Raw genomic sequence first — 25,678 nt, forward strand, 5'->3', positions numbered from 1 at the left:
TTGTACCCTTTTGTCCTCATTGATGCGCAAGCGGCACTTCAGTGCCCTACCTATTGCGGCGATCAAAATCCTAAGCCATCATCACTTCCAGATCGAACCGAGAGAGAGCCGAGCTACACGCTTTTTGCGGGCGATGAACCGCTGGACCTCGTGCCACGATTTGAATTAAACGCTGCCTTATTGATTCAAAGCGCAAGAGAATAGCCGCACAAAAAATGGAACTGGCATGTTCTCTTGCGCCATTTTGAATATTACAGGACGTATTGTCGGTCGTTAAATAATATATCAAGCCGCGTTCTTGAACGCGGCACGGTAACGCGTGACCAGTTTTCTAGCTTCCATCGTTGGAATCCTAAAAAAGTTCGCAATGTGGATTATAGGGGGAGCCAAATTCTTCTTTCCGGCAGGACCGGAAAAGGAAGAAAAGCACAGATATTTCCTATCTCTGCCGACAGCCCGCAAGGGTCGCTCCCAATCTTCAAACCATCACCCTACAGGATCAATCGCCTTCTTCCGGCGGGCTGAACACAGACCATCCCGTGCGCCGCGCCAATTCCTCCAGCGCCAGCGTGCCAAGGCAGCTATTGCCGCTGGCATTCAGGCCCGGCGACCAGACCGCGATCGACGCCCGCCCCGGCACGATCGCCAGGATGCCCCCACCGACGCCAGACTTGCCGGGAATGCCCACGCGAAAGGCAAAGTCACCCGAAGCATCATAATGGCCGCATGTCAGCATCAGCGCGTTGATACGCCGTGCGCGGCGCGGCGAAATAACCCTGCCCCCGCCAGGATGCCGCCCGTCGAGCATCAGATAGCGTCCGGCCAGCGCCAGTTGCCGACAGTTCATCTCGATCGCGCATTGATGGAAATAGCTGCCCAGCACCAGATCGACCGGATGCCGCACATTGCCGAAGGCGCGCATATAATTGGCCAGTGCCATGTTGCGAAAGCCGGTCGCGGTTTCCGACGCGGCTACCGCTTCGTTTATCGCTATGCTGTCATCACCCGCCAGATAGCGCATGAAGCGCAACATCTCGCCAATCGCGACGCGCGGCTGATGCCCGCCCAGATTGACGTCGGCCACCACGATCGCGCCTGCATTGATGAACGGATTGCGTGGGATGCCATGTTCATGTTCCAGCTGGGTGATGGAGTTGAACGCATTGCCCGACGGCTCGCGCCCCACCCGGTCCCACAACTGATCGCCGACCTTGCCCAGCGCCAGCGTCAGCGCAAACACCTTGGACACCGACTGGACCGAAAAGCCGATGTCGGCATCCCCGCCTGTCAGCAATCCGCCGTCTGCCGTGGCGATGGCAATGCCGAACTGCGCCGGGTCGACCTTGGCCAGTTCGGGGATATAGTCGGCGACCGTGCCACGCTCGTCCTGCGCCGCCATGGCGGCGACGATGTCCGCGACGATGCCGTGCAGGTCGATCATCGCTTCGCCACGGCCATGCCGCCCCTCCGCCCGGTCAGGCCGCCACGCCCGCCAGAGCCGCCTTCACGGCATCGACAGCCGCCTGAGCCTTGTCACCGTCCGGTCCGCCGCCCTGAGCCATGTCGGGGCGACCACCGCCACCCTTGCCGCCTAGCGCTTCGACGCCAACGCGCACCAGGTCGACCGCGCTGATCGTGCCGGTCAGATCGTCGGTCACGCCCACCGCAATAGTCGCGCGGCCATCGACCACGGCTACGATCGCCGACACGCCGCTGCCTAGCGTCGTCTTGTTGCCATCCACGATGCCGCGCAATTCCTTGGGGTCCAGCCCGTCGATCACCTGCGCCAGAAAACTGATCTTGCCGACCTGCTCCGGTCCGGCGGGCGCCGCGCCACCTGCGCCGCCGCCCAGCGCCAGCGCCTTCTTCGCCTCGGCCAGTTCGCGCTCCAGTCTGCGGCTCTGCTCGACCAGCGCAGCGATGCGCGCAGGCACATCTTCGGGCGACGTCTTGAGCGTCGCGGCCGACTGGCGCAGCCGGTCCTCGCGATCGGACAGCCACAGCCGCGCCGCTTCGCCGGTCAGCGCCTCGATGCGCCGCACACCGCTCGACACGGCGCTTTCTGACACGATCTTGAACAGGGCAATGTCGCCGGTCGCGCGGACGTGCGTGCCGCCGCATAGTTCGACCGAATAGCTAAGTTCATCGCCGCGCCCCATCGACAGGACGCGCACCTCATCACCATATTTCTCACCGAACAGCGCCATCGCGCCCGCCGAAATGGCGTCGTCCGGTGTCATCAGCCGCGTGGTGACTTCCTCATTATGGCGGACCTGCGCATTCACATCCGCCTCGATCTGCGCGATCTGGGCCTGGGTCAGCGCTTCGGGGTGGGAATAGTCGAACCGCAGGCGATCGGCCGCCACCATGCTGCCCTTTTGCGTGACATGCGCGCCCAAACGGTGGCGCAGCGCCGCGTGCAGCAAATGGGTGGCGCTGTGATTTGCGCGCACCCGGTCACGCCGGTCAGTGTCGACCGCCAGATGGACCGTATCGCCGACCTTGATGCTTCCCGCCTCGATCGTCGCCCGATGCGCATGGACGCGACCGAGCGGCTTGGCGGTATCCTCGACCTTCGCGGACAGGCCGCCCAGCGAAGTGATCGTGCCAGCGTCGCCCATCTGGCCACCGCTTTCGCCATAAAAAGGCGTCTGGTTGGTGACGATCAGAACGCTGTCACCCGCAGACGCGCTATCGAAGTTCACACCGTCCCTGACGATGGCCAGAACCTCGCCTTCGCCCTGCGTGGCGGTGTAGCCGACAAATTCGGTATTGCCCGCTTTTTCAGCGATATCGAACCAGATTTCGTCCGAAGCCTTCTCGCCCGACCCCTTCCACGCGGCGCGCGCGGCGGCCTTTTGTTCGGCCATGGCGGCGTCGAAACCGGCACGATCCACGCCCAGCCCCTGCGTGCGCAGCGCGTCCTCGGTCAGGTCGTAGGGGAAGCCGAACGTGTCATACAGCTTGAACGCGGTTTCGCCGGGCAGCGTCGCGCCTTCACCCAGACCGGCGGTCGCCTCGTCCAGCAGGCGCAGGCCGTTTTCCAGCGTCTTGCGGAACCGGGTTTCCTCCCGCCGCAACGTTTCCTCGATCAGCGGTTGCGCCCGCACCAGTTCGGGATAGGCGCCGCCCATTTCCGAAACGAGGCTGCCGACCAGGCGATACATCAGCGGATCCTTCGCGCCGATGATATGGGCATGGCGCATCGCCCGGCGCATGATCCGCCGCAGCACATAGCCGCGCCCTTCATTGGCGGGCAGAACCCCGTCGGCGATCAGGAAGCTGGTCGAGCGCAGATGATCGGCGATGACACGATGGCTGGCCTGAAATTCGCCATCCGTCGCGGTGCGGGTGATCGCGCCGCTTTCGGCGATCAGCGCCTTGAACGTGTCGGTATCATAATTATTATGCACGCCCTGCATGACGGCGGCGATCCGCTCCAGCCCCATGCCGGTGTCGATCGAAGGCTTGGGCAATTCGCTCACGATCTCATTGGCTTCCTGTTCATATTGCATGAACACCAGGTTCCAGATCTCGACGAAGCGATCGCCATCTTCCTCCGGCGATCCGGGCGGACCGCCCCAGATATGGTCGCCATGGTCATAAAAGATTTCCGAACAGGGACCGCACGGCCCGCTATCCCCCATCGCCCAGAAATTATCCTTGGTCGGGATGCGGATGATGCGATGTTCGGGCAGGCCCGCAATCTTGCGCCACAGGTCGAACGCTTCATCATCGGTGTGATAGACGGTCGCGGTCAGCTTGTCGGGCGACAGACCCCATTCCTTGGTCAACAAAGTCCAGGCATGGGTGATCGCCTGTTCCTTGAAATAATCGCCAAAGCTGAAATTGCCCAGCATTTCAAAGAAGGTATGATGGCGCGCGGTATAACCGACATTGTCCAGATCATTATGCTTGCCGCCCGCGCGCACCGACTTCTGGCTGGATGTCGCGGTCTTGTAGGGGCGGGTTTCCAGCCCGGTAAAGACATTCTTGAACGGCACCATCCCTGCGTTGACGAACATCAACGTCGGGTCGTTGTGCGGCACCAAAGGCGCGGACGGGACGATGGTGTGGCCGTTGGCCCCGAAATAGTCGAGGAAGGAGCGGCGAATGTCGTTGGTCGATGTCATGAGGGCGATTTAGTGGGAAGCGGCCCGCCGCACAAGCCGGGCTTTTCATCGCTTCCCACACAAATATGCCACCCGCATGACCGGCCCGGCTTATTCTACCAGTTAAAGCGCAACGACCCTACAACCGTGCGCGGCGCACCATAATAGCAGCTGTTGTTGAACGGGCAGGCGCTGATATGCGTCTTGTCGAACAGATTGGCCGCATTGATCGCGACATTCCATCCATCCAGGCCCAGCTTAGACAGGTCGTAGCCGATCAGCGCATCGACCAGAATGAAGCCATCGGTATGGAAACGTCGGAACGTCGTGACATTGTTGATGATCGCATAAGTGGTCGTGCCATCGGACCCGCCGACATAGCGCAACCCCGCGCCAACGCTCAGCCCCGACAGCGGGCCGCCTGCCTTGTTCGCCTTGGCAAAATCATAGGACAGGAAAGTCGAAGCCGCCCATTTGGGCGTGCCAAGCTGGCGCGTGCCGGTGGTCGTCGGCGTTCCGCTATTGGTCGCGGTGGGTGCCACGGCAGGCGCGCCCTGCGTGATGATCGCATCGGTGTAGCTGGCCGCCGCGACGATATCGAAACCGGGGGTCAGCTCGCCCCGCGCCTCAAACTCCACGCCGCGCACCCGCACTTCGCCAATCTGGATCTGCGACGTGCTGGGGATGCCGCCGACACCGGCCTGCGGATCGGTCACCGGCACCTTCTGCCGCCACAGATCATAGGCCAACACCGTGAAGATCGCGCTGGTGCCGATCGGCTGATATTTCAGCCCCGCCTCATACTGCCGCCCGGTGACGGGGACAAAGGGGTCGCCCTGCCAGGTGGTGCCAGCCTGCGGCTCAAAGGATTCGGCGTAGCTGAGATAGGGCGACAGGCCGAATTCGGATTCGTACAACGCACCTAACCGCATCGTGAAGGCACTTTGCGCCAGCCGGGTGACGGCGCTGTTCTTCTTGTTCAACGTGGTCTGATCATACCAGTCCTGCCGCCCGCTGGCGATCAGCTTGAGGCGACCAATGCTCATCTGGTCCTGAAAATAGACGCCCAACTGGTCCCGTTTGCTATAACTATTGACGTAAGCGCTGGACAAGGCGGTCAGGTCGAACGTCGGCAACGTCCCGCCATAGGTCGGCGCGAACAGGCTGAGATTGGGGATGCTGGTCAACGGGTTGCTGGTCTGCCCGGTGTTGAACTGCTGGACATTTTCGCCCGTGATCCGCTGATAATCGACACCCACCAGCATATTATGGTCGATGAAGCCGGTCGCGAATTTGGCGTTCAGATGATTGTCCAGCGTCAGCGTATCAAAATCCTCGTCCGCGCCGCCGCCGCCGCGCGTTATGATCGCATAATTGCTGTTGCGGCTGGCCCCCGCCCCCGTCGTTGCAAAGCCTGCGACATAAAGCTGGCGGTAGGACAGCTTGTTATTCTGGAACCGGAAATTCGACCGCACGGTCAGATGTTCGTTAAACGCATGGCGGAAGAAAGCGGCGATCGACTTTGCCTTGTGGTTATAGCGTTCATAACCCGGATCGCCGGTATTGATGTCGCGCGGCAAGCTGCCCAGCCCGCCATTGTCCAACACCGTGCCATAGGCCGGAACGCCCGAATAGCCGCCGCCGCTCGGCGCATGTTGATAGGCGCCCACCAAAGTGAAGCTGGTCGCCGCGTCAGGCGCGAAGCTCAGCATCGGGCTGACATGATAGCGCTCGCTGAATGTGCCGTCGGTCAACCCATCCGATTTCTGCCACCCGCCCAAGACCCGCGCGATCAGCCGGCCATCCTTGTCCAGCGGCTGGTTCATATCACCTGCGACCCGGACCGTATCATAATTGCCCAACTGCCCCTCGAACCGGCCAAATGCAGTGGCTTGCGGCATCTTGCTGGTCAGGTTGACCAGGCCACCGGGGGTCGAATTGCCATAAAGGACGGATGCCGGTCCCTTCACCACGTCGATATGGTCGATCCGGTTGAAATCGATCTGCGGCGTGGAATAGGGTCCGGCGATCAGGCGCATCCCGTCCAGATAGACGCCCGGCGAGAAGCCGCGCAGGATCAGCTGGTCGTAGCGCGTCACCATTGCCCCGCGCTGGTTGGGCGAAACCCCCGCGACATAGCCCAGCGCCTGATTGATCGACAGCACGTTGCGGCGAACCATCTCGTCATTGTCAATGATGGTGATGCTCTGCGCCGTCGCCATCAACGGCGTGTCGGTCTTGGTCCCCGATCCGGTCTGGTTTTCCTTCAGCCCCGTAACGATGATCGTGTCGGCGCTACCAGCGGCCGATTCGTCGGCGCTGGCGATGCCGGGCGCGATGGCCTGCGCAATGGCGGTGGCGCATAACAATGATGCTGCGCGGCGGACGGACGTATAAACCATGGCAAACCCCTTTGCGAATGATATTCAGAATGATTCGCAATTGCGATTAGCTGGTGACGGCGTTACAGGCAAGCCAGCGACCAACCGGGGAAGAAACGTGCCGATCCGCCAACTGCATCACCATTTCACCCGCACCACCCGACGCCGATGGGCAATGACGGGCCGTTGCCTGACTGCATTGCTGGGCGGATATGCGGCGGCGGCGGGGGTGGCATCTCTGATCGCGCGGTTGCTGCCGGTCGCGCGGGCCGAAGCGACGGTGTGGGGAATGATCGTCTCCTTCCTCCTCTATGCCACCATCGCGCTATGGGCGTTCCACGAACCTCGGCTGGTACGGGTTGCGGCATGGATCTGGGGCAGCGCGATACTGTCCATCTCGCTGTCGCTTTTGATGGGACCGCGCCTGTGACCCCCGCAAAGGAAAGTGCCAAAGGATTGCGCCAGTCGATGGCGTGGATTCACACCTGGCTGGGGCTGCTGGCCGGGTGGATATTGTTCGCCATGTTCCTGACCGGGACGGCCAGCTATTTCCGCCCGGAAATCACCCGATGGATGCAGCCAGAACTCCGCCCCGCCGCCGTATCCCCCACCCGCGCGGCGGAAACGGCGATCGCCTATATGCAGGCGCGCTCGCCCGACGATACCCAATGGTATATCTACCTGCCCGACGACCGCACGGCCATCACTCGCATCTTCGCCATCCCCAATGCCAAGGCACCGCCCGGTCCCAAGCGCCGCGAAATCCGGCTGGACCCGGCGACCGGTGCGCCCTTGCAAGCGCGCGAAACGCGCGGCGGCGAACATTTCTACCGCTTCCATTTCCAGCTACAATTGCCCCATCCCTGGGGGCGCTGGCTGGCGGGGGTCTGCGCCATCTTCATGCTGGCGGCGATCCTGTCGGGCGTCATCACCCACAAGCGGATTTTCGTCGATTTCTATACGCTGCGCTGGAACAAGGGGCAGAGAAGCTGGCTGGACGCGCATAATGTGTCGGCGGTGCTGGCCCTGCCCTATCATGCGATGATCACCTATACCGGCCTCATCACGCTGGTGCTGATGTATATGCCCTGGCCGATCGCCGCCAATTACCAGGAACCAAAGGCCTTCGCTGCCGAAGCCTATGGCGCAGAACGCGATGGCGAAGCGTCGGGTCGTTCCGCCATGCTCCGCCCGATCGCGCCCTTGATCGCGGCGGCGGCGCGCGAATGGCAGGGCGGTCGTCCCGGCAGGATCATCATCCGCCATCCCAATGACGCAGCCGCTACCGTCACCCTGCTGCGCGACGGTAGCGAAAGCCTCAACGCACGCGCGGCTTCCATCACCTTTTCCGGCGCGACCGGCGCGCGCCTCTCCGGTTCGCCCGCGCCGGGCGCAGCCGTCACGACCGCCGGGGTGATGCTGGGCCTGCATATCGGCCAGTTTGCCGGGCCGGTCATGCGCTGGACCTATTTCCTGCTGGGGCTGACCGGTGCGGCAATGGTCGGCACCGGGCTGCTGCTGTGGACCGCAAAACGGCGCAAACCCGGCGCGAAGCCCTTTTTCGGCTTCCGCTTGGTCGAACGGCTGAATATCGCTGCCATCGCCTGCCTGCCCACCGGCATGGCCGCCTATCTGCTCGCCAATCGCCTGATCCCGGCGCAACTGCCGGGGCGCGAAGCGATGGAAGTCGCTACGATGTTCTGGACCTGGTTCGGGCTGTCCGGGTTGTCGCTGCTGCGCCCGGTCAAGCGCGCCTGGACGGAATTGCTCGCTTTGTCCGCACTGGCCTTTCTGGCCCTGCCGATCATCAACATGGCGACGACGGATCGCGGATTGATCGCCAGCATCACGCAGGGGGACTGGCTGTTCGTCGCGTTCGATGCTGCGATGCTGGCGATCGCCGCGATGCTGGGCCTTGCCGCATGGCGCGCCGGGCATAAGAAAGTCAGGCCCGCACCGCGCCGCCGTTCCAAACTCCCCATCACACAACGGAAAACAGCCGATGCCCATTGAACCCGGCCTGATCGGCTATGCCGCGCTGGCCAGCCTGACGCTGGGCATGAAGAAGCACCGGCCCACGCCGCCCTTGCCGCTGATGCCATCACCGCAAAGTGCCCGCTTGCTTGGCTGGCTGCTGATCGCCTGCGCCGCCGTCATCGCGATCCTGCGCTTTGGCCCGGCATTGGGCATCGTCGCGTGGATCGGCCAGTTGTGCCTTGGCGGCGCAGCGCTGGTGCTGCTATTGTCCTGGCGTCCGCGCGTCGCTCTTTTGCTGGCCGCGCCCGCGCTTGGCCTTGCCCTCGTCTCCGCCATGGCCTGACACCGCCCCTTGCCCCGCCCCGTCGCGCCCGCTATCGGCGCGCGCATGACAGCGCATAAATCCGGCGATCCCACCACGCTCAACCGCCTCTATGGCCGCCAGTCCGGCCATAAGCTGCGCGTTGCCCAGCAGGAACTGGTCGAAACGCTCCTCCCCGCCATTTCCGTGCCGGACGAAGGCGACGTCACTGCCACCAGCCTGTTCGGCACGGATCGCACGCTACATTTCGAAATCGGCTTTGGCGGGGGCGAACATCTCGCCGGACGCGCGGACATGCTGCCCGACCATGGCTTCATCGGCTGCGAACCGTTCCTGAACGGGGTCGTGACCGCACTGGCGCATGTGCGGGACAAGGCGCTGGGCAATGTCCGCCTGCATATGGGCGACGCGCTCGAAGTTCTGGCCCGCATCCCCGATGGATCGCTCAGCTTCGTCTACCTGCTCCATCCCGATCCATGGCCCAAGGCGCGCCATGCCAAGCGGCGAATGATGAACCCCGGCCCGGTCGCGATGATCGCGCGCAAGCTGAAACCGGGCGGCGAATTCCGTTTCGGCACCGACCATCCGGTCTATCTGCGTTGGGCGCTGATGGTAATGAACGGCCATCCCGATTTCGACTGGCTGGCCAGCGATCCTAAGGATTTCCTCAATCGTCCTGGCGGATGGACCGAAACCCGTTATGAAGCCAAGGCACGCAGCCTGGGCCATGAGGTCTGGTATTTCCGGTATCGGCGTCGCTGATCAATCCTGGGGCTTATGCCGCGAAAACAAATAGCGCCACACGCCGACCGCGTTGATGACCAACAGCGCGACATTCTGCCACCCGATCCCCTCGCTGTCCTGCGCCAAAAACCCCCACAGGATGAGCGCGGCAGAACTGGTCACGAACAGGACGAACGCCCATCCGGTAATCCGGCGGCCAAGATTGAGCGACACGACCAGCGCCGCCAGCGTCGCCGCGCCAGCGCCATAATATTGCAGGGCCGTCAGGACCGTTTCGTTCATCGCCCCATAACGCAGCGACGATGGCCAAGGTTGCAGCGACACGCTGCCCCCTCTAGGCAAATGCCATGATCGCCAGCATCGCCCCCTTCCACGCCATCGCCATCAGCCGCGAAGCCCACGCCCTTGCCGCGCAGGGCCGTTCCATCCTGCACATGGAATTCGGCCAGCCATCGACCGGCGCGCCAGCGGCCGCCATTGCCATGGCGCATCATGTGCTGGACACCGACCCGATGGGCTATTGGGAAAGTCCTGCGCTCAAGGAACGGATCGCGCAGCATTATCAGGACCGTCATGGCGTCAGCGTCGATCCCGAACGCATCCTGCTGACCTGCGGCGCGTCGCCGGGGCTGGTGCTGGCGTTGACCAGCCTGTTTGCGCCGGGCGCGCGGGTGGCGACGGCACGGCCGGGCTATGTCGCCTATCGCAATACATTGAAGGCGCTTTATCTGGAGCCGATCGAAATCGCCTGTGGCTCCACGGAACGCTATCAGATCAGCGCCGACGCGCTGGCCGCGATCGACCCCGCGCCTGATGGCTTGATTCTGGCCAGTCCCGCCAACCCGACCGGCACAATTATCCCGGCGGCGGAACTGGAGCGTATCGCGCAGGTTTGCGGTGCGCGCGGCATCCGCATCATATCTGACGAAATCTATCACGGCCTGTCGTTCGGCGACCCTGCCCGGTCCATGCTGGAGTTTGCGCCGGACGCCGTGATCGTGAACAGTTTTTCCAAATATTTCAGTATGGCGGGATGGCGGCTGGGCTGGATCGTCGTGCCGGACGCGCTGATCGACGCGGCGCGGGCGCGGATGGGCAATCTGTTTCTGACCCCGCCGGTGCTGGCGCAGCAGGCGGGGCTGAAAGCGTTCGATTGCACGGATGAACTGGACGGGCATGTCGATACCTATCGGCGCAACCGGCAATTGCTGCTCGACGCCCTGCCCGCGCTGGGCCTGGCCACCATCGCGCCGCCCGATGGGGCATTTTATATCTATGCCGACATTGGCCATTTGACCGACGACAGCCTGGGCTTCTGCCAGAAATTGCTGCGCGAAACCGGGGTCGCGACTGCGCCGGGAATCGATTTCGATCCGGTCGATGGCCATCGCTTCATGCGGTTCAGCTTTGCGGTATCCACCGACCGGGTGGAGGACGCGATAGCGCGGTTGATCCCATGGTTTCAGGCGCAGGCGAAACGCTAGGCTGCAACGGACCCGAAGGGTCCGCAAGGCCGAACGGCCGTCCGAGCTTATGCGAGGGAAGCCAAGGCGGCGGATGCCGCCGCCCGGCGTCTGAGGCCCAAACAAAGATGGTGCGGGCGGTCGGAATCGAACCGACACTCCTTGCGGAACCGGATTTTGAGTCCGGCGCGTCTACCAGTTTCACCACGCCCGCACGGCTTGGGAGCCGCCAGATGACAAAAAGCGGGCGCGGCGTCCAGCCGAAAATCAGCGAAGTTCGCAAACTTCGTCCATAACGCCATTGACTAAGCCTGTCGGCGGCACCAGATGCGGCGTTCAGATGTAACTATATATCATTATATTGGACTGACATGATCGCCTGTGATGACAAGGATTCGGCCCCCCGCATGAAGCGCCGGGGATCATGGCTGGATGGATTCGCGCTGTGCGCGTCCTCGCTCTGCACGCTCCATTGCCTGGGCCTGCCGCTGCTGTTCGCTCTGCTGCCTGCTTTGGCCAGCCGGGTCGATCCGGGCGAATCCTTTCATATCGTCATGCTGGCCCTTGCCGTTCCGACCAGCCTGTTCGCGCTGATCAAGGGACGCCAGCGCAGCGGCAAAAGTCCGGTCTTAATGGGCATTTCGGGCCTGACGCTGATGGCGGCCGGTGCTTTCCTGACGCGCGAATCACTGTCGGAAGCGGCCCTGACCGTGGCAGGAAGCGCGCTGCTCGCCGCTGCCCATATTCTCAACTGGCGGCGCGGCACGCGGACGGTTGCGGTTGCGCGACCGGCCCGATAGCCTCTCTTGCGCTATGATCCGCGCACGGTATAAGGACGCCATCGTGCAGACATAGATAACTTCAACGGAGAAGGACCATCCTTTGACCGATCCGTCTGCTACGTTCCTGCTTTTCGGCGCCACCGGCGACCTTGCGCGCCGCATGATCTTTCCTTCGCTCTACAATCTCCTGTCCGACGGGCTGTTGCCCGACGACTTCCTGATCCTGGCATCGGGTCGGTCGGACATGTCGGACGAAGATTTTCGCGCCGATGTCGACGCGGCGCTGCAACAATTCCTCGCCGCCGACCGCTATGATACCACGATCGCCGCCAGTTTCGGGGCGATGATCCAGTATCAGCCAGTCGAGGCGGGCAATGCCGATCAGTTCACGGCGCTGGCCGAACGCATCGACGGGCGGCTCGATCGCGGCCTGTCGGTCTATCTGTCCACGCCGCCATCGCTGTTCGCCCCGACCGCGCAGGGGCTGGCGCAAGCGGGCCTGATCACGCCCAAGACCCGAATCGCAATGGAAAAGCCGATCGGCAAGGATCTGGCCTCCTCCAGGCAAGTGAATGACGGCATTGGCGGCCTGTTCGTCGAAGAACAGATTTTCCGCGTCGATCATTATCTGGGCAAGGAAACGGTCCAGAACCTGCTGGCGCTGCGCTTTGGCAATCTGATGTTCGAACCGCTGTGGAATGCGACCGGCATCGACCATGTCCAGATCACGGTCGGGGAAACGGTCGGGCTGGAAGGCCGCGTTTCCTATTATGACGGGGTCGGCGCGCTGCGCGACATGGTGCAGAACCATATGCTGCAAATCCTGTCGATCATCGCGATGGAACCGCCCGCGCGGATGGACCCGACCGCCGTGCGCGATGAAAAGGTCAAGGCGCTGCGGTCGCTGCGCCCGATGACCGCCGAAACGGTCAAGACCCACAGCGTGCGCGGCCAATATACGCCAGGGGCCGTCGGCGGCAAAATCGTCACTGGCTATGCCGACGAATTGGGCAAGCCGTCCGACACCGAAACCTTTGTCGCGCTCAAGGCCTTTGTCGACAACTGGCGCTGGCAGGGCGTCCCCTTCTACCTGCGCACCGGCAAGCGGATGCCCGCGCGCCAGTCCGAAATCATGATCCAGTTCAAGCCGGTGCGGCACAGCATCTTTGGCCGCGATGGTCATGGATCGGGGCTGGAGCCGAACACGCTGATCATCCGCTTGCAGCCCGAAGAATATATTCGCCTGCTCATCATGAGCAAGCGTCCGGGGCTGGAACGGCAGGTGCTGCTGGACGAAGTGACGCTGGACGTGTCGCTGACCGCCGCCTTTGCCGGGCAGCGCCGCCGGATCGCCTATGAACGGTTGATCCTCGACCTGCTGGCCGGCGACCAGACCCTGTTCGTGCGCCGCGACGAAGTGGAGGCGCAGTGGACATGGATCGATTCGATCATCGACGGGTGGAAAGAGGCGAACATGAAGCCTTCCGCTTATTCTTCCGGCAATTGGGGTCCATCATCGGCCATTGCCCTTATCGAACGTGACGGAGCCAGCTGGCATGACTGAAATGCACCCGGTAATCGCCAAGGTGACGGAGCGTATCGTCCAGCGCAGCGCGGTGCGTCGCCGTGCCTATCTCGACCTCATCGAACGGGGTCGGGACGCTGGCACGAACCGCGATCAACTGTCCTGCGGCAATCTGGCCCACGCCTTTGCCGCCAGTGGCGAGGACAAGCCAGCCATCCGCACCGGGCGGGCCATGAACATCGGCGTCGTCACATCCTATAACGACATGCTGTCGGCGCATCAGCCCTATGGCCGCTATCCCGAACAGATCAAGATCGCCGCGCGCGAAGTCGGTGCGACCGCGCAGGTCGCAGGCGGCGTCCCCGCCATGTGCGATGGCGTGACGCAGGGGCAGTCGGGCATGGAACTGTCACTGTTCAGCCGCGACACCATTGCGCTGTCGACCGCCGTATCGCTGAGCCATGCGATGTTCGAGGGTGTGGCGCTGCTGGGCATTTGCGACAAGATCGTGCCGGGGCTGTTGATGGGCGCGCTGCGCTTTGGTCATTTGCCGACGATATTGATCCCCGCCGGGCCGATGCCATCGGGGCTGGCCAACAAGGAAAAGGTCCGCATTCGCCAGCTTTATGCCGAAGGCAAAGTGGGCAAGGACGAATTGCTGGAATCCGAAAGCGCCAGTTACCATGGCGCTGGCACCTGCACATTTTACGGCACGGCCAACAGCAACCAGATGATGATGGAAGTCATGGGGCTGCACATGCCCTGCGCCTCCTTCGTCAATCCCGGCACCAAGCTGCGCAGCGAGTTGACGCGGGCAGCGACGCATCGGCTGGCGAGCATTGGGTGGGACGGCGACGACTATCGTCCGCTGGGCCATTGCGTCGATGAAAAGGCGATCGTGAACGCCATCATCGGCCTGATGGCGACCGGTGGATCGACCAATCACGCCATCCATCTGCCCGCCATTGCGCGCGCGGCTGGGATCAGTATCGACTGGACCGACTTTGCCGAGATTTCCGACGTGGTGCCGCTGCTGGCGCGCGTCTATCCCAACGGATCGGGCGATGTGAACCATTTCCACGCGGCAGGCGGCATGAGTTACATCATCCGCGAATTGCTGGACAGCGGACTGCTCCACCGCGACATCATGACCGTCGCGCGCGGCGACATGACCGATTATGGCAAGGAGCCGGTGCTGGAGGACGAAGCGCTGCAATGGCGCGATGTGCCGGTGTCGCGTGATGAAAATATCCTGCGCCCGGTGTCCAACCCGTTCAGCGCCGATGGCGGCATGAAGCTGCTGGCGGGTAACCTTGGCCGTTGCGTCATGAAAGTCAGTGCGGTCGATCCGGCGCTCTGGACGATCGAGGCACCTGCCGCGATCTTCCACGATCAGGACGATGTGCTGCGCGCGTTCAAGGCGGGCGAACTGGAACGCGATGTCGTGGTCGTCGTGCGGTTTCAGGGACCAAAGGCCAATGGGATGCCCGAACTGCACAAGCTGACCCCGGCGCTGGGCGTGTTGCAGGATCGCGGCTTCAAGGTCGCACTCGTCACCGACGGGCGCATGTCCGGCGCGTCGGGCAAGGTGCCTGCCGCCATCCACCTTTCGCCCGAAGCGCTGGGCGGAGGCGCGATCGGCAAGTTGCGTGATGGCGACATGGTTCGGGTGTGCGCAGAGCATGGCGTGATCGAGGCGATGGTCGATGCGGGCGAATGGGCCGCGCGGGACATCCCCCCTGCCCCGCCCCCGCCCTATGATACGGGCCGCGAACTGTTCGCGCTGTTCCGCCATCATAGCGACCTGGCCGAACAGGGCGCGTCGCCGCTGCTGGCCGCGATGGAAACCGAGATCTAACTGGTTCGTGCTCCTGCGAAGGCAGGAGCCCAGTTCGGAGCGCGGGACTGGGTTCCTGCCTTCGCAGGAACACAAGACTGGAATATGCAATGACGAACATCATCGCCGCCGACATTGGCGGCACCAATGCGCGCTTTGCCCGCGCAACCCTGGACGATCGCGGCGTGCCGACGCTTGGCACCGTGCGCAAGTATAAGGTGGCGGATTATCCCAGTCTGCAATCCTGCTGGCAGGCGTTCGTCGGCGATGAAGGACAAGCGGACGACACGCCCCTGCCCGACGCGGCCTCCATCGCGTTCGCAACCGCAATCGGGCGCGAAGTCATCAAGCTTACCAACAGCAATTGGGTGATCCGCGCCGACACGCTGGCCGCCGACTTAGGTATGCGCAGCGTGCGATTGGTCAATGATTTCGAGGCGGTCGCTCATGCGGTATCGCGCCTGCCGGACGAAAATCTGCCGCTGTTGTTTGGCGAGGATCGCCCATTCCCGCGCGATGGGGGGGTGACGATCCTTGGTCCTGGCACGGGCCTTGGCGTCGCGATGATCGCTTATGATGACGATCATCCCCATGTCATCGCGACTGAAGGCGGGCATCTGGACTTCGCCCCGCTCGACCATATGGAGGAGAAAATCCTCTCCTACCTGCGCGACAAATTCCTGCGGGTGTCGACCGAACGGATCGTGTCGGGACCGGGCCTCAACTATATCTACAAGGCGATGGCGACCATCGGCCATGATCGCGTGATGCTGATGGAAGACCCCGAATTGTGGCAGGCGGCGCTGGACGACAGCGACCCGTTCGCCCGCGCGGCGCTGGAACGCTTCTGCCTGTGCTACGGGTCGGTGGCGGGTGATCTGGCGCTGGCCCATGGTCCCCACGCCGTGGTGCTGGCCGGTGGCCTGACCCAGCGGATGCGCGATTTCCTGCCGCACAGCGGTTTCCATACCCGTTTCAAGGCCAAGGGCCGGTTCGAAAGCCTGATGGCCAGCGTACCGATCCGCCTGGCCGTCCATGACGAAATCGGCCTCTTCGGAGCAGCCGCAGCATTTAGGGAGAAGTGATGATGAGCAAGCTGACGGTAGAGCAGGTGATGGAACTGGCCCCGGTCATTCCGGTGCTGGTGGTGGACAAGGTTGAGGACGCGCTGACGATCGCGCGGGCGCTGGTTGCGGGCGGCCTGCCTGCGCTGGAAGTGACGCTGCGCACCCCCGCCGCGCTGGATGTGATCCGCGAAATGAGCAAGGTCGAAGGCGCGGTCGTGGGCGCAGGCACCGTGCTGAACCCCGATCAGCTTGACGCCGCGATGGAGGCGGGCGCGCGCTTCATCGTCAGCCCTGGCCTGACCAAGCCATTGGGCAAGGCCGCGATTGCCGCGAAAATCCCCTTCCTGCCCGGCACCGCGACGGCCGCCGACATCATGCGCGGCATGGACATGGGCCTGACCCATTTCAAATTCTTTCCCGCGGAAACATCGGGCGGCCTGCCAGCCTTGAAAGCGCTCGCCGCGCCGCTGCACACTGCGCGCTTCTGCCCCACCGGCGGCATCACGCTGGAAAGCGCGCCGGAATGGCTGGCCCAGCCCTTCATCAAATGCGTCGGCGGCAGCTGGGTCGTGCCAAAGGGGCCGGTCGATGGCGCGAAGATCGAGGCATTGGCGCGCGCTGCCGCTGCCCTACCGCGCTGACATAGCTGCGCTGACATAAGCGGGCGGGTGCCATTGCGCCCGCCCCCGCACCATCCTAAATGCAGATCATGAACCCGCGCCGTTTCCTTGCCGCTTTTGCCCTGATGCTGTCCGGCTGTGCCGGCGCGCCGCAAACCTATCCTTCGCTGGCCAAGCGGCCGATCGAAAGCGCGCCGGTGGCGCAGGCGGTGCCGCCGCCCGCCCCGGTCGCTGCCGATCCCGTGCTGGCGACAGAAGTGGCGCGCTATGTGGCGCAGGCGGATAAGGGCCGCGCAGCGTTCGACGCTGCCTTCGCACGCGCGGACAAAGCGGTGCGCGCGGCGTCCGGCGCGGCCGTGTCGAGCGACGCCTGGGTCAGCGCGCAGGTGGCGGTAAGCACGCTGGAATCGGCGCGCAACGACAGCGTGTCCGCGCTCGCCAGCCTGGACACGCTCTATGTCCAGCGCAGCAACGCCATTGCCGACGGCACGCAGAGCGGCGGGCTGTCCGAAGTGGATGCGGCCCGCGCCGCGACACTGGCCAGCGTGGACGACCAGAATGACCGGATAGACGCGCTCAAAGGCCGCCTGGCCCAGCCGTAAACATCCTCCCCCGCAAGGCAGGGGAATCGCATATGGAACGCACCTTATTCTACTTCGTCATGCTGAACTCGTTTCAGCATCCATCATGCCCCCAAAGCCGCTGTTTGGGACGACAAATGGACCCTGAAACAAGTTCAGGGTGACGATGAAGGAGGGGGTGGGTTCATATGCGATAGCCCTGCCCTGCAAGGGGAGTTTGCAACGCGAAGCGTCGACGGAGGGGTGTCACCCTCTCGATAGCGCGACACCCCTCCGTCTGGCCTTCGGCCCGAGACCTCCCCTGCAAGGGGAGGATCAGAGCCGTTTGATATAAACCTAAACCGGGTCCACCGCCGCCTTGTGCGCCCTTGCATAATCGACATAGCGCGCCGCGCCAGACCCCAGCTTCGCCACCATGGCGTCGGACAGTTCGCGCATGAACTTGGCCGGCCGCCCCGCCCAAAGCTGCCGCCCCGGCAGCCGCTTGCCCGGCGAAAGCAATGCGCCTGCCGCCAGCATCGCATCGCTTTCCACCACGCACCCGTCCATGACGATCGCGCCCAGCCCGACGAACGCCCGGTCGTGCAGGGTGCAACCATGGATCATCGCCATATGGCCGATCAGCACATCTTCGCCGATGATCGTCGGCCAACCTTCCAGCGGCCGGTCGATGCCGTCACCGGGACTGTCGCAATGGATGACGCTGCCGTCCTGCACATTGCTGCGCGCGCCGATACGCACCCGGTTCACGTCCGCGCGGATCACGCAATTATACCAGATGCTGGCGTCCGGGCCGATCTCCACGTCGCCGATGATGCGGCATCCCGGCGCGATGAAGGCGCTGGGGTGGATGCGGGGCATCTTGCCCTTGTGAGGAATGATGCTGACATCGGGATAATCGGTCATGTCCTCACGCCCCCAAAAGCCGCGCCGCGTGCAGCGCATGATAGGTCAGCACGCCGGAACATCCCGCCCGCTTGAACGCCATCAATGTTTCGAGGATCAGTGCGTCCCGGTCCCCCGCGCCCGCGGCAGCGGCATGTTCGATCATCGCATATTCGCCCGACACCTGATAAGCGAACACCGGCACGGCAAAGCGGTCCCGCACGCGCGCGACGATGTCCAGATAAGGCAGGCCGGGTTTCACCATCACGCTGTCGGCCCCCTCGGCCAGGTCGAGCGCGACTTCGCGCAGCGCTTCCTCCCCATTGGCCGGGTCCATCTGGTAATTTTTCTTGTCGCCTTTCAGCAACCCGCGTGATCCCACCGCGTCACGAAACGGCCCGTAGAACGCGCTCGCATATTTGGCGGCATAGGCCATGATCTGCACATTGGCATGGCCCGCACTTTCCAGCGCACCCCGGATCGCGCCGACCCGCCCATCCATCATGTCGCTCGGCGCAATGATGTCCGCCCCTGCCGTTGCCTGATTGAGCGACTGGCCGATCAGCACGTCGATCGTCGCGTCGTTCAGCACATAGCCGGTCTGGTCGAGCAGGCCGTCCTGCCCATGAGCGGTATAGGGGTCCAGCGCCACGTCGGTCAGTATGCCGATGTCCGGCACGGCATCCCTGATCGCGCGGATCGCCCGGCACATGAGGTTGTCGGGGTTCAGCGCCTCGGCGCCATCGTCGCTGCGCCGATCACCTTGGGTATTGGGGAAGAGCGCAAGGCACGGGATGCCCGCATCGCGCGCGTCTTTCGCCCGTGCGACCATCAGGTCCACTGACCAGCGCGACACGCCGGGCAGCGCGCCGATCGGTTCCTCGACGCCTTCCCCTTCGGTCACGAACAGGGGCCAGATGAAATCGCTGGGCGAAAGCCGGTTTTCGGCGTGCATCGCCCGGCTCCAGGCAGAGGCGCGGGTGCGGCGCAGGCGCAGCGCCGGATAGGGTGCATAGGTCATGTGCGCGGGTTTAGGCGCGGGGGGAGACGGGATCAAGGTCCGACCCACGGGCAAGGCTATTCCCGTTTCATCCCAACCCGCTTATGAACGCCCCATGCGCGCCATTCATCATATCGCCCTGATCTGCTCCGACTATGCGCGGTCGCGCGCTTTCTACAGCGAGATATTGGGCCTGCCGATCCTGCACGAAGTCTATCGCGCCGAACGGGATTCGTGGAAGTGCGATCTGGATGCGGGCAATGGCCAGATCGAGCTGTTTTCCTTCCCGAACCCGCCTGCCCGCCCCAGCCGCCCAGAAGCCTGTGGCTTGCGCCACCTGGCCTTTCTGGTCGATGACATCGACACAGAAGTCGCGCGCCTGACCGGGGCTGGCGTGGCGTGCGAGGATATACGGATCGATCCCTATACAGGTCAGCGCTTCACCTTCTTCGCCGACCCGGACGGGTTGCCGCTCGAACTGTACGAACGCGCGGCCTGACCCGCCGTTACTTCGCAAAGCGCTTGAAGAAGCTGTCGTCATTCCATTTGGGCCGCGCGGGCGCATTGGCGACGCGCAACGTCACGGCGGTCACATAGTCATTCAGCTTCGCGCTCTGCTCCGGCATCACCGGCTGTTTCAGGTCGTCGAAGGGCGAATGATAGATGTTGGCCCGCCACGCCTTTTCGGTTTCGGCTTCGGGCGTGCCGGCCTTGAACCCATATTTGAAGAATAGCGCGGGGATGCCTTCGCGGATGAAGGCATATTGGTCCGACCGGATGAACACGTTGCGGTCGGGGAAAGGATCCGGCGTGATCGGCAGGCCCATCTGCGCACTGACCGCCTGCGCATCGCCGCCCAGCGAGCTTTGGTCGTATCCGATCGGCGTCACGCTGGTCAGCGGGAAGATCGGCAGGGCCATGTCGAAATTGAGGTCGGCGACGATCGCCTTTTGCGGCACGCTGGGTTTGCGGGCGAAGTAGCGCGCGCCCAGCAAGCCCTTTTCCTCCGCCGTGACGATGGCGAACAGGACGGAGCGTTTGGGCTTCACCTTGCTCGCCTTCAGTGCGCGGGCGATTTCCAGCAGGCTGGCAACGCCCGACGCATTGTCGAACGCGCCATTATAGATCGCGTCGCCCTTGATCGGGGTGCCAACGCCATAGCCATCCAGATGCGCCGACAGCACGACATATTCGCCGCGCAATTTGGGGTCGCTGCCCGGCATCACCGCGACCAGATTGGGCGATGTGATGTCTGACCGCGTGGCCGCAACCTGCGCCTTCAACCGCAGCGTCAGGGGGAAGCTGGCGACCGGGGCGGACGCATCGGCAGCAGCGGCGATGGCGGCGAAATCCTTGCCGGTGCCAGCAAACAGCATCGCCGATTTGGCGGGATCAAGCTGCGCATTGAGGAAGGGCGCCTGCGTGTCACGCAGGGCCGCGTCCTTGAAATAGAGCGCGGGCGCACCGGCCAGCGCCACGCGCCGCACCCAGGGAATTTCGACCTGCTTGGGCGTCACCAGAGCGATGAGGCCCAGCGCGCCCTGCGCCGCCAGCCAGTTGGCCCGTTCCGACCGGGCATGAGATTTAAGCGCACCTGAAATGGTCGATGGCCCGCCAGACAGGACGACGACGATCTTGCCTTTCAGGTCCAGTCCGGCAAAATCATCATGCCCCGCTTCGGGCAGATGCAGGCCATAGCCTGCAAACACCAACGGCGCGTCAACCATGGCCGGGACCGGCCCGCCGCCGCCCGAAAAGATGAGGTCGCCCGGCACCGCCAGCGCGCTTTCCCCATCCGCCCCGACCAGCGCGGCGCTGGACTTGTCCGACTGGACGACCTGCTGGACGAAGGCGACCGGCTGGCGATAGCCATCGGTGCCAGCGGGTTTGAGGCCCATCGCCTGCAACTGGCCGATCACATATTGCGCGGCCTTTTCATGCCCCGGCGTGCCGGTGCCGCGCCCTTCCATCGCGTCGCTGGCCAGCGTTTGAACATGCGCCCACCAGCGCGCGCCATTGGCAGCGGCGCTGCCGCCGTCCGCCTGCGCCGACGCCGTTGCAGACAGCGACATGGACAATAGCGAGATACCGGCGAAAAGGGCGCGCATGGCTGTGTTACTCCACTCTAATCAAGGGCGTATCATGCCCGATCCTGTCGGACGAACAAGGGGGCTTGGAACCGCCATCTTTCTTGTGTATTACGTTGGCAATACAGTTTGGGAGACGATGATGCGCAACTCATTCATATTGTCCATGTCGCTGTCTACCAGTGTCGCCGTCATGCTTGCCACCTGCTCGCAAAAAGCGGCGGAATCGCCCGCGTCGCCCGCCGCGCAGGACTGGTCGAACCTGCGCGATTTCACCGCGATCGACGCGACCGGACCGGACAATGTGGCCGTCACCATCGGTCCCGATTTCGCCGTCCGGGCGGAGGGCGACGCAAAGGCCGTCGCCGAAATCGACATGCGTGTTCGCGACGGCAAGCTGGTCATCGGGCGCAAGTCGCAAGGCAACTGGACGTTCGGCAACAAGGGCGAAGGCAAGGACGTGACCATCCGCGTCACCATGCCTGCCATCCGCGCTGCCGCGCTGACGGGCGCGGGCGATTTCGAGCTGGACCGGGCGCAGGGTGATATGCTCGACCTGGCGCTGACCGGCGCTGGCGATTTCCGCATCGGCACCGTGACGCTCAAGACACTGAGCGCCGACATAACTGGCGCGGGTTCCATCACGATCGCAGGCACCGTGGATCGCGCCGACCTGTCGGTGACGGGCGCGGGTGATATAGAGGCGCAGGCGTTGAAAGCGGGGAGCGCCAAGGTTTCCATGCTGGGCGCGGGCGACATCGGCTTTGCCTCCGACGGGCAAGTCGCTATCAGCATCATGGGTCCGGGCGATGTGACGGTAAAGGGCAAGGCGCAATGCAAGACCAGCGGAACCGGCCCCGGCGAGGCGCGCTGTGCGCCCTGACGGCGATAGCGTTGCTGGCGGCCTCCCCCGCCCCCGCTAATGCGGCGACGCGCGGCTATACCATCACCAGCTTCGATGCGATCCGGGTCGATGCGCCGGTCATAGTGCTGCTGACCACCGGCACTGGCGCTTCGGCCCGCGCCGAAGGGGATCAGGCGTTGCTCGATCGGTTGACCGTAGCCGTGTCCGGCCGCTTGCTGTCGATCGGCCTGATCCGCCCGCGCCCCGGCGAAAAGAGCGGCGGCGCGGCAACGCTGCGCCTGTCCACCGGCGACTTGAACCGCGTCGTGCTGACCGGCGGGGGATCAGTGACGATCAACCGGATGAAGGGATTGCGCGGCGATATCGTGCTGGGCGGCAATGGCGACGTGACGGTCGCTGCGGTCGATCTCGACCGGATCGAGGTCGCGCTGGCGGGCGGCGGGCGCGCGACGCTGAACGGGCGGGCGGGCGTCGCCAACATCCGCGTCAACGGACCGGGCGCTGTGGCGGCAGCGGGCCTGCGCGCGCGGCAGGCGACGTTGGGCAATGATGGACCGGGCAGCATCGCGATAGCCGCAGACGTCACGGCCAAGATCGTTTCCACCGGCTCCGGCGATGTGACCGTGACCGGCGCTGCTGCCTGCACCGTGGACAATCGCGGCACCGGCCGGATTGCCTGCGGCGGCGAGGATTATTGATCGACGCGGCAAGCGGGCGTGGCAACGTGGGTATGGCAAGGGATGACAAAGCCGCGCCGCTCTGGCATCGGCGCGGTCGGGATACGGACATTGGGGCGATCATGACGACTATCGGAATTTTCGGGGCCGCTGGCCGCATGGGTCGCGCCATTGCGCAGGTCGTGGCCGACACGGGCCTGACGCTGGCGGGCGGCACCGACAGCAAGGCGCAGGGCGAAATTGCGCCGGGCGTCGCGATCACGGCGGACCCGGCAGCGCTGGCGGCGCAATGCGATGTGCTGATCGACTTTTCGGTGCCTGCCGCCCTTTCCATGCATCTGGATGCCTGCATCGCCGCGAACCGTCCGATCCTGATCGGCACGACCGGGCTGGAGGCGGAGCATCACGCCCTGATCGACGCGGCCGCACAGCATATTCCCGTGCTTCAGACCGGCAATACGTCGCTGGGCGTCAACCTGCTCGCCGCGCTGGTGGAGCAGGCAGCGGCGGGGCTGGGCGACGACTGGGACATCGAGATTGTGGAGATGCACCACCGGCACAAGGTCGATGCGCCGTCCGGCACCGCCATGCTGTTGGGCGAAGCGGCGGCGCGCGGGCGCGGCATCGCGCTGGCCGACCATAGCGAACGGGGCCGGGACGGCATTACTGGCGCACGGGCGCAGGGTGCGATCGGCTTTGCCGCGCTGCGCGGCGGATCGGTGGCGGGCGACCATCAGGTGATCTTCGCGACCGAAGGCGAGCGCATTGAGATCGGCCATCGCGCAGAAAACCGCACCATCTTCGCACGCGGTGCCGTAAAGGGCGCACGCTGGCTGGTCGGACAGCCTGCCGGGCGATATGACATGAAGGGCGTATTGGGGCTTTGACGCAATGAAAGTCCTGAAATGAACAAGGCGCAAATCTTCGATTTCTTCGGTCATCTGGCACAGGACAACCCGGCCCCGGTGACGGAGTTGGACTATGGCAACGACTATCAGTTACTGGTCGCGGTCGTGCTGTCGGCGCAGGCCACCGACGTCGGCGTGAACAAGGCGACCCGCGCCCTGTTCCGCGACGTCACCACGCCGCAGCAGATGGTGGATCTGGGCGAAGAAGCGCTGAAACAGCATATCAAGACGATCGGGCTGTTCAATGGCAAGGCGAAGAATGTCATTGCCCTGTCGGAAATATTGGTGCGCGATTTTGGCGGAGAGGTGCCGCAGGATCGCGACACGCTGACCACCCTGCCCGGCGTCGGACGCAAGACCGCCAATGTCGTGGTCAATACCGCCTTCGGACAGGAAGCCTTTGCGGTGGACACGCATATCTTCCGGGTCGGCAACCGCACGGGCCTGGCCCCTGGCAAGACGGTGCTGGCGGTGGAACTGCAACTGGAAAAGCGCGTGCCGCAGCCCTTTCGCCGCGACGCGCATCACTGGCTGATCCTGCATGGCCGCTATGTGTGCAAGGCGCGCAAGCCCGAATGCTGGCGCTGCATCGTCGCCGACCTGTGCCGGTTCAAGCCCAAGACGCCCGCGCCCAAAAGCGCCTGAGCAAGCCAAGCGTTATCGCGCGGTTCAGCGATGGCGTGGCAGATACGGGAAAGCCCGCGCCGCAGCGTCGATTCGCCGACAAGCAGGAGAGAGACATGAAAGCCGCCCATTTCGCCACCCTGACCCTTGCCATGGCCTGCGCCGTCGCGCCCGCCATCGCGAAGGAAACGCCCGATCCCTATGTCCCGGTAGCGGGCAAGACAGTGGATTGCGTCAATATCCGTTCGATCCGGTCGACCAATGTGCGCGATGACAAGACGATCGACTTCATCATGAATGGCAAGACGGTCTATCGCAACATACTACCCAACAGCTGCCCCAGCCTGGGTTTTGAAAAGCGTTTCTCCTACCGCACCAGCCTGTCGCAGCTCTGCTCGGTCGATATTATAACCGTGCTGTGGAACGTCGGCGCGAACCTGCAACCGGGGGCCAGTTGCGGCCTTGGCAAATTCCAGCCCATGCAAAAGGCACCAAAATAAGATGGGTGCCGAGCGATTTTGCTGCTGGCGCGACCTGCCCGCCTTTGCTAAACGCCCTTTCTGACCAGCGTCATGCACCCATAGCTCAGCTGGATAGAGCGTTGCCCTCCGAAGGCAAAGGCCAGTGGTTCGAATCCACTTGGGTGCACCATTTCCCTAATTTGCGACAGTTCGGCGCTCGAAATCGAGCAGCCAGCGTTTCGTTTCCATGCCGTCTGCAAAGCCGGTGAGCGCGCCGTTGCCGCCAATGACGCGGTGGCATGGCGCGATGATGGACAGGGGGTTGCGGCCATTGGCGGCACCGACCGCGCGGGATGCTGTGGGCTGGCCGATCGCCTGGGCAATCGCGCCATAGCTGCGCGTTTCCCCGAACGGGATCGTCAATAAGGCGGCCCATACGCGCTGCTGAAACATGGTGCCGCGAAAATCGAGCGGCAGGTCGAAACCTTGTCGCTTCCCCGCGAAATAGTCCGCCAGTTGCGTCGCTGCCTGTATCAGGACGGGATGATCGCCTTGATCGCGCAACCTGGGCAATCGCACGCGGGCGGGATCATCGTCGGGCCACAGCACCGCCACCAGCCCCCGGTCGCTGGCGACCAGGGTCAGGTCGCCCACGGGCGAAGGAAGGATGCTGCTGGCAAAAATGGTCATGGCTGTTCTCCGCAAGGCACCTTGCGGTGACTAGCCGATGTCGCGCAAGCCGCCTTCCCGTCCCTTGCGA

General features: G+C 63.8%; 25 protein-coding genes and 2 tRNA genes. 18 read left to right on the plus strand and 9 right to left on the minus strand.

Features of this window, described 5'->3' with window-relative positions:
- Positions 1–499: 499 nt before the first annotated feature.
- The 3 genes from SPBM01_RS05780 to SPBM01_RS05790 all read right to left on the minus strand — a co-directional run bounded on the left by SPBM01_RS05780 (position 500) and on the right by SPBM01_RS05790 (position 6,514).
- Positions 500–1,441: a glutaminase gene (locus SPBM01_RS05780; protein ID WP_188064409.1), complete on the minus strand. Its 942-nt coding sequence runs from the start codon at positions 1,439–1,441 to the stop codon at positions 500–502.
- 34 nt (positions 1,442–1,475) lie between these two features.
- Entirely contained in the window at positions 1,476–4,133 is a 2,658-nt protein-coding gene (gene alaS / locus SPBM01_RS05785; RefSeq protein WP_188064410.1) for an alanine--tRNA ligase, read from the minus strand.
- 95 nt (positions 4,134–4,228) lie between these two features.
- Positions 4,229–6,514 (minus strand): TonB-dependent siderophore receptor, encoded by a 2,286-nt coding sequence (locus SPBM01_RS05790; RefSeq protein WP_188064411.1) that lies wholly within the window; start codon positions 6,512–6,514, stop codon positions 4,229–4,231.
- Between SPBM01_RS05790 and SPBM01_RS05795 the strand changes: the two genes are divergently transcribed.
- From SPBM01_RS05795 to trmB, 4 genes are read left to right on the plus strand one after another with little or no spacing between them, the layout of a single operon-like run.
- Entirely contained in the window at positions 6,513–6,923 is a 411-nt protein-coding gene (locus SPBM01_RS05795) for a hypothetical protein (RefSeq protein WP_188064412.1), read from the plus strand. The genes SPBM01_RS05790 and SPBM01_RS05795 overlap by 2 nt on opposite strands.
- Positions 6,920–8,506 (plus strand): PepSY-associated TM helix domain-containing protein, encoded by a 1,587-nt coding sequence (locus tag SPBM01_RS05800; RefSeq protein WP_262504341.1) that lies wholly within the window; start codon positions 6,920–6,922, stop codon positions 8,504–8,506. Before SPBM01_RS05795 ends, SPBM01_RS05800 begins: the two co-directional genes overlap by 4 nt.
- Positions 8,496–8,813 (plus strand): DUF3325 family protein, encoded by a 318-nt coding sequence (locus SPBM01_RS05805; RefSeq protein WP_188064414.1) that lies wholly within the window; start codon positions 8,496–8,498, stop codon positions 8,811–8,813. The genes SPBM01_RS05800 and SPBM01_RS05805 overlap by 11 nt, the downstream gene beginning before the upstream one ends.
- 45 nt (positions 8,814–8,858) lie before the next feature.
- A complete protein-coding gene (gene trmB / locus SPBM01_RS05810; protein WP_188064415.1) occupies positions 8,859–9,554 on the plus strand; it encodes a tRNA (guanine(46)-N(7))-methyltransferase TrmB in 696 nt (231 codons plus the stop codon).
- On the opposite strand, the gene SPBM01_RS05815 is transcribed toward trmB, so the two are convergent.
- The gene (locus SPBM01_RS05815; protein WP_188065576.1) at positions 9,555–9,818 is read right to left on the minus strand and encodes a hypothetical protein; all 264 of its coding nucleotides are present in this window, start codon (positions 9,816–9,818) and stop codon (positions 9,555–9,557) included. It abuts the gene before it with no gap.
- A 65-nt stretch (positions 9,819–9,883) separates the two neighbouring features.
- On the opposite strand from SPBM01_RS05815, the gene SPBM01_RS05820 reads away from it, so the two are divergent.
- Positions 9,884–11,020, plus strand: a complete 1,137-nt coding sequence (locus SPBM01_RS05820; RefSeq protein ID WP_188064416.1) for a pyridoxal phosphate-dependent aminotransferase — start codon at positions 9,884–9,886, stop codon at positions 11,018–11,020.
- A 108-nt stretch (positions 11,021–11,128) separates the two neighbouring features.
- Here SPBM01_RS05820 and SPBM01_RS05825 read toward each other — a convergent pair.
- Positions 11,129–11,213 (minus strand) — tRNA-Leu (locus SPBM01_RS05825).
- Positions 11,214–11,370: 157 nt separating this feature from the next.
- On the opposite strand from SPBM01_RS05825, the gene SPBM01_RS05830 reads away from it, so the two are divergent.
- The 6 genes from SPBM01_RS05830 (at position 11,371) to SPBM01_RS05855 (ending at position 17,432) form a co-directional block, all read left to right on the plus strand.
- Positions 11,371–11,799: a MerC domain-containing protein gene (locus SPBM01_RS05830; protein WP_262504342.1), complete on the plus strand. Its 429-nt coding sequence runs from the start codon at positions 11,371–11,373 to the stop codon at positions 11,797–11,799.
- Positions 11,800–11,881: 82 nt separating this feature from the next.
- Positions 11,882–13,345, plus strand: a complete 1,464-nt coding sequence (gene zwf, locus SPBM01_RS05835) for a glucose-6-phosphate dehydrogenase (RefSeq protein ID WP_188064417.1) — start codon at positions 11,882–11,884, stop codon at positions 13,343–13,345.
- A complete protein-coding gene (gene edd / locus SPBM01_RS05840) occupies positions 13,338–15,164 on the plus strand; it encodes a phosphogluconate dehydratase (protein WP_188064418.1) in 1,827 nt (608 codons plus the stop codon). Before zwf ends, edd begins: the two co-directional genes overlap by 8 nt.
- Before the next feature lie 89 nt (positions 15,165–15,253).
- Positions 15,254–16,228: a glucokinase gene (glk, locus tag SPBM01_RS05845; protein ID WP_188064419.1), complete on the plus strand. Its 975-nt coding sequence runs from the start codon at positions 15,254–15,256 to the stop codon at positions 16,226–16,228.
- Positions 16,229–16,230: 2 nt separating this feature from the next.
- Positions 16,231–16,851: a bifunctional 4-hydroxy-2-oxoglutarate aldolase/2-dehydro-3-deoxy-phosphogluconate aldolase gene (gene eda / locus SPBM01_RS05850; protein WP_188065578.1), complete on the plus strand. Its 621-nt coding sequence runs from the start codon at positions 16,231–16,233 to the stop codon at positions 16,849–16,851.
- 68 nt (positions 16,852–16,919) lie between these two features.
- Positions 16,920–17,432 (plus strand): hypothetical protein, encoded by a 513-nt coding sequence (locus SPBM01_RS05855; protein ID WP_188064420.1) that lies wholly within the window; start codon positions 16,920–16,922, stop codon positions 17,430–17,432.
- Between the two features lie 315 nt (positions 17,433–17,747).
- Here SPBM01_RS05855 and SPBM01_RS05860 read toward each other — a convergent pair whose 3' ends face one another.
- Both SPBM01_RS05860 and hemB read right to left on the minus strand, forming a co-directional pair.
- Positions 17,748–18,317 (minus strand): gamma carbonic anhydrase family protein, encoded by a 570-nt coding sequence (locus SPBM01_RS05860; protein ID WP_188064421.1) that lies wholly within the window; start codon positions 18,315–18,317, stop codon positions 17,748–17,750.
- A gap of 4 nt (positions 18,318–18,321) precedes the next feature.
- Positions 18,322–19,317 (minus strand): porphobilinogen synthase, encoded by a 996-nt coding sequence (gene hemB, locus SPBM01_RS05865; RefSeq protein WP_188064422.1) that lies wholly within the window; start codon positions 19,315–19,317, stop codon positions 18,322–18,324.
- A gap of 94 nt (positions 19,318–19,411) precedes the next feature.
- On the opposite strand from hemB, the gene SPBM01_RS05870 reads away from it, so the two are divergent.
- Entirely contained in the window at positions 19,412–19,795 is a 384-nt protein-coding gene (locus SPBM01_RS05870) for a VOC family protein (protein WP_188064423.1), read from the plus strand.
- A 7-nt stretch (positions 19,796–19,802) separates the two neighbouring features.
- On the opposite strand, the gene SPBM01_RS05875 is transcribed toward SPBM01_RS05870, so the two are convergent.
- A complete protein-coding gene (locus SPBM01_RS05875) occupies positions 19,803–21,404 on the minus strand; it encodes a M28 family metallopeptidase (RefSeq protein ID WP_188064424.1) in 1,602 nt (533 codons plus the stop codon).
- A 118-nt stretch (positions 21,405–21,522) separates the two neighbouring features.
- Here SPBM01_RS05875 and SPBM01_RS05880 point away from each other — a divergent pair, with 118 nt between their 5' ends.
- The 6 genes from SPBM01_RS05880 to SPBM01_RS05905 all read left to right on the plus strand — a co-directional run bounded on the left by SPBM01_RS05880 (position 21,523) and on the right by SPBM01_RS05905 (position 25,108).
- On the plus strand, positions 21,523–22,266 hold the full coding sequence (locus tag SPBM01_RS05880) for a head GIN domain-containing protein (RefSeq protein ID WP_188064425.1): 744 nt from the start codon (positions 21,523–21,525) through the stop codon (positions 22,264–22,266).
- A complete protein-coding gene (locus SPBM01_RS05885) occupies positions 22,218–22,946 on the plus strand; it encodes a GIN domain-containing protein (protein WP_188064426.1) in 729 nt (242 codons plus the stop codon). The genes SPBM01_RS05880 and SPBM01_RS05885 overlap by 49 nt, the downstream gene beginning before the upstream one ends.
- A gap of 101 nt (positions 22,947–23,047) precedes the next feature.
- Entirely contained in the window at positions 23,048–23,812 is a 765-nt protein-coding gene (gene dapB / locus SPBM01_RS05890) for a 4-hydroxy-tetrahydrodipicolinate reductase (RefSeq protein WP_188064427.1), read from the plus strand.
- 18 nt (positions 23,813–23,830) lie between these two features.
- Positions 23,831–24,478 carry an endonuclease III gene (nth, locus tag SPBM01_RS05895; protein ID WP_188064428.1) on the plus strand — a complete coding sequence of 216 codons (648 nt, stop codon included), beginning with the start codon at positions 23,831–23,833 and terminating at the stop codon, positions 24,476–24,478.
- Positions 24,479–24,573: 95 nt separating this feature from the next.
- A complete protein-coding gene (locus SPBM01_RS05900) occupies positions 24,574–24,957 on the plus strand; it encodes a hypothetical protein (protein ID WP_188064429.1) in 384 nt (127 codons plus the stop codon).
- Between the two features lie 74 nt (positions 24,958–25,031).
- Positions 25,032–25,108, plus strand: a tRNA-Arg gene (locus SPBM01_RS05905).
- A 5-nt stretch (positions 25,109–25,113) separates the two neighbouring features.
- Here SPBM01_RS05905 and SPBM01_RS05910 read toward each other — a convergent pair.
- Positions 25,114–25,608, minus strand: a complete 495-nt coding sequence (locus SPBM01_RS05910; protein WP_188064430.1) for a methylated-DNA--[protein]-cysteine S-methyltransferase — start codon at positions 25,606–25,608, stop codon at positions 25,114–25,116.
- Positions 25,609–25,678: the final 70 nt, after the last annotated feature.

Source organism: Sphingobium sp. KCTC 72723, assembly GCF_014280435.1.
Taxonomy (GTDB): domain Bacteria; phylum Pseudomonadota; class Alphaproteobacteria; order Sphingomonadales; family Sphingomonadaceae; genus Sphingobium.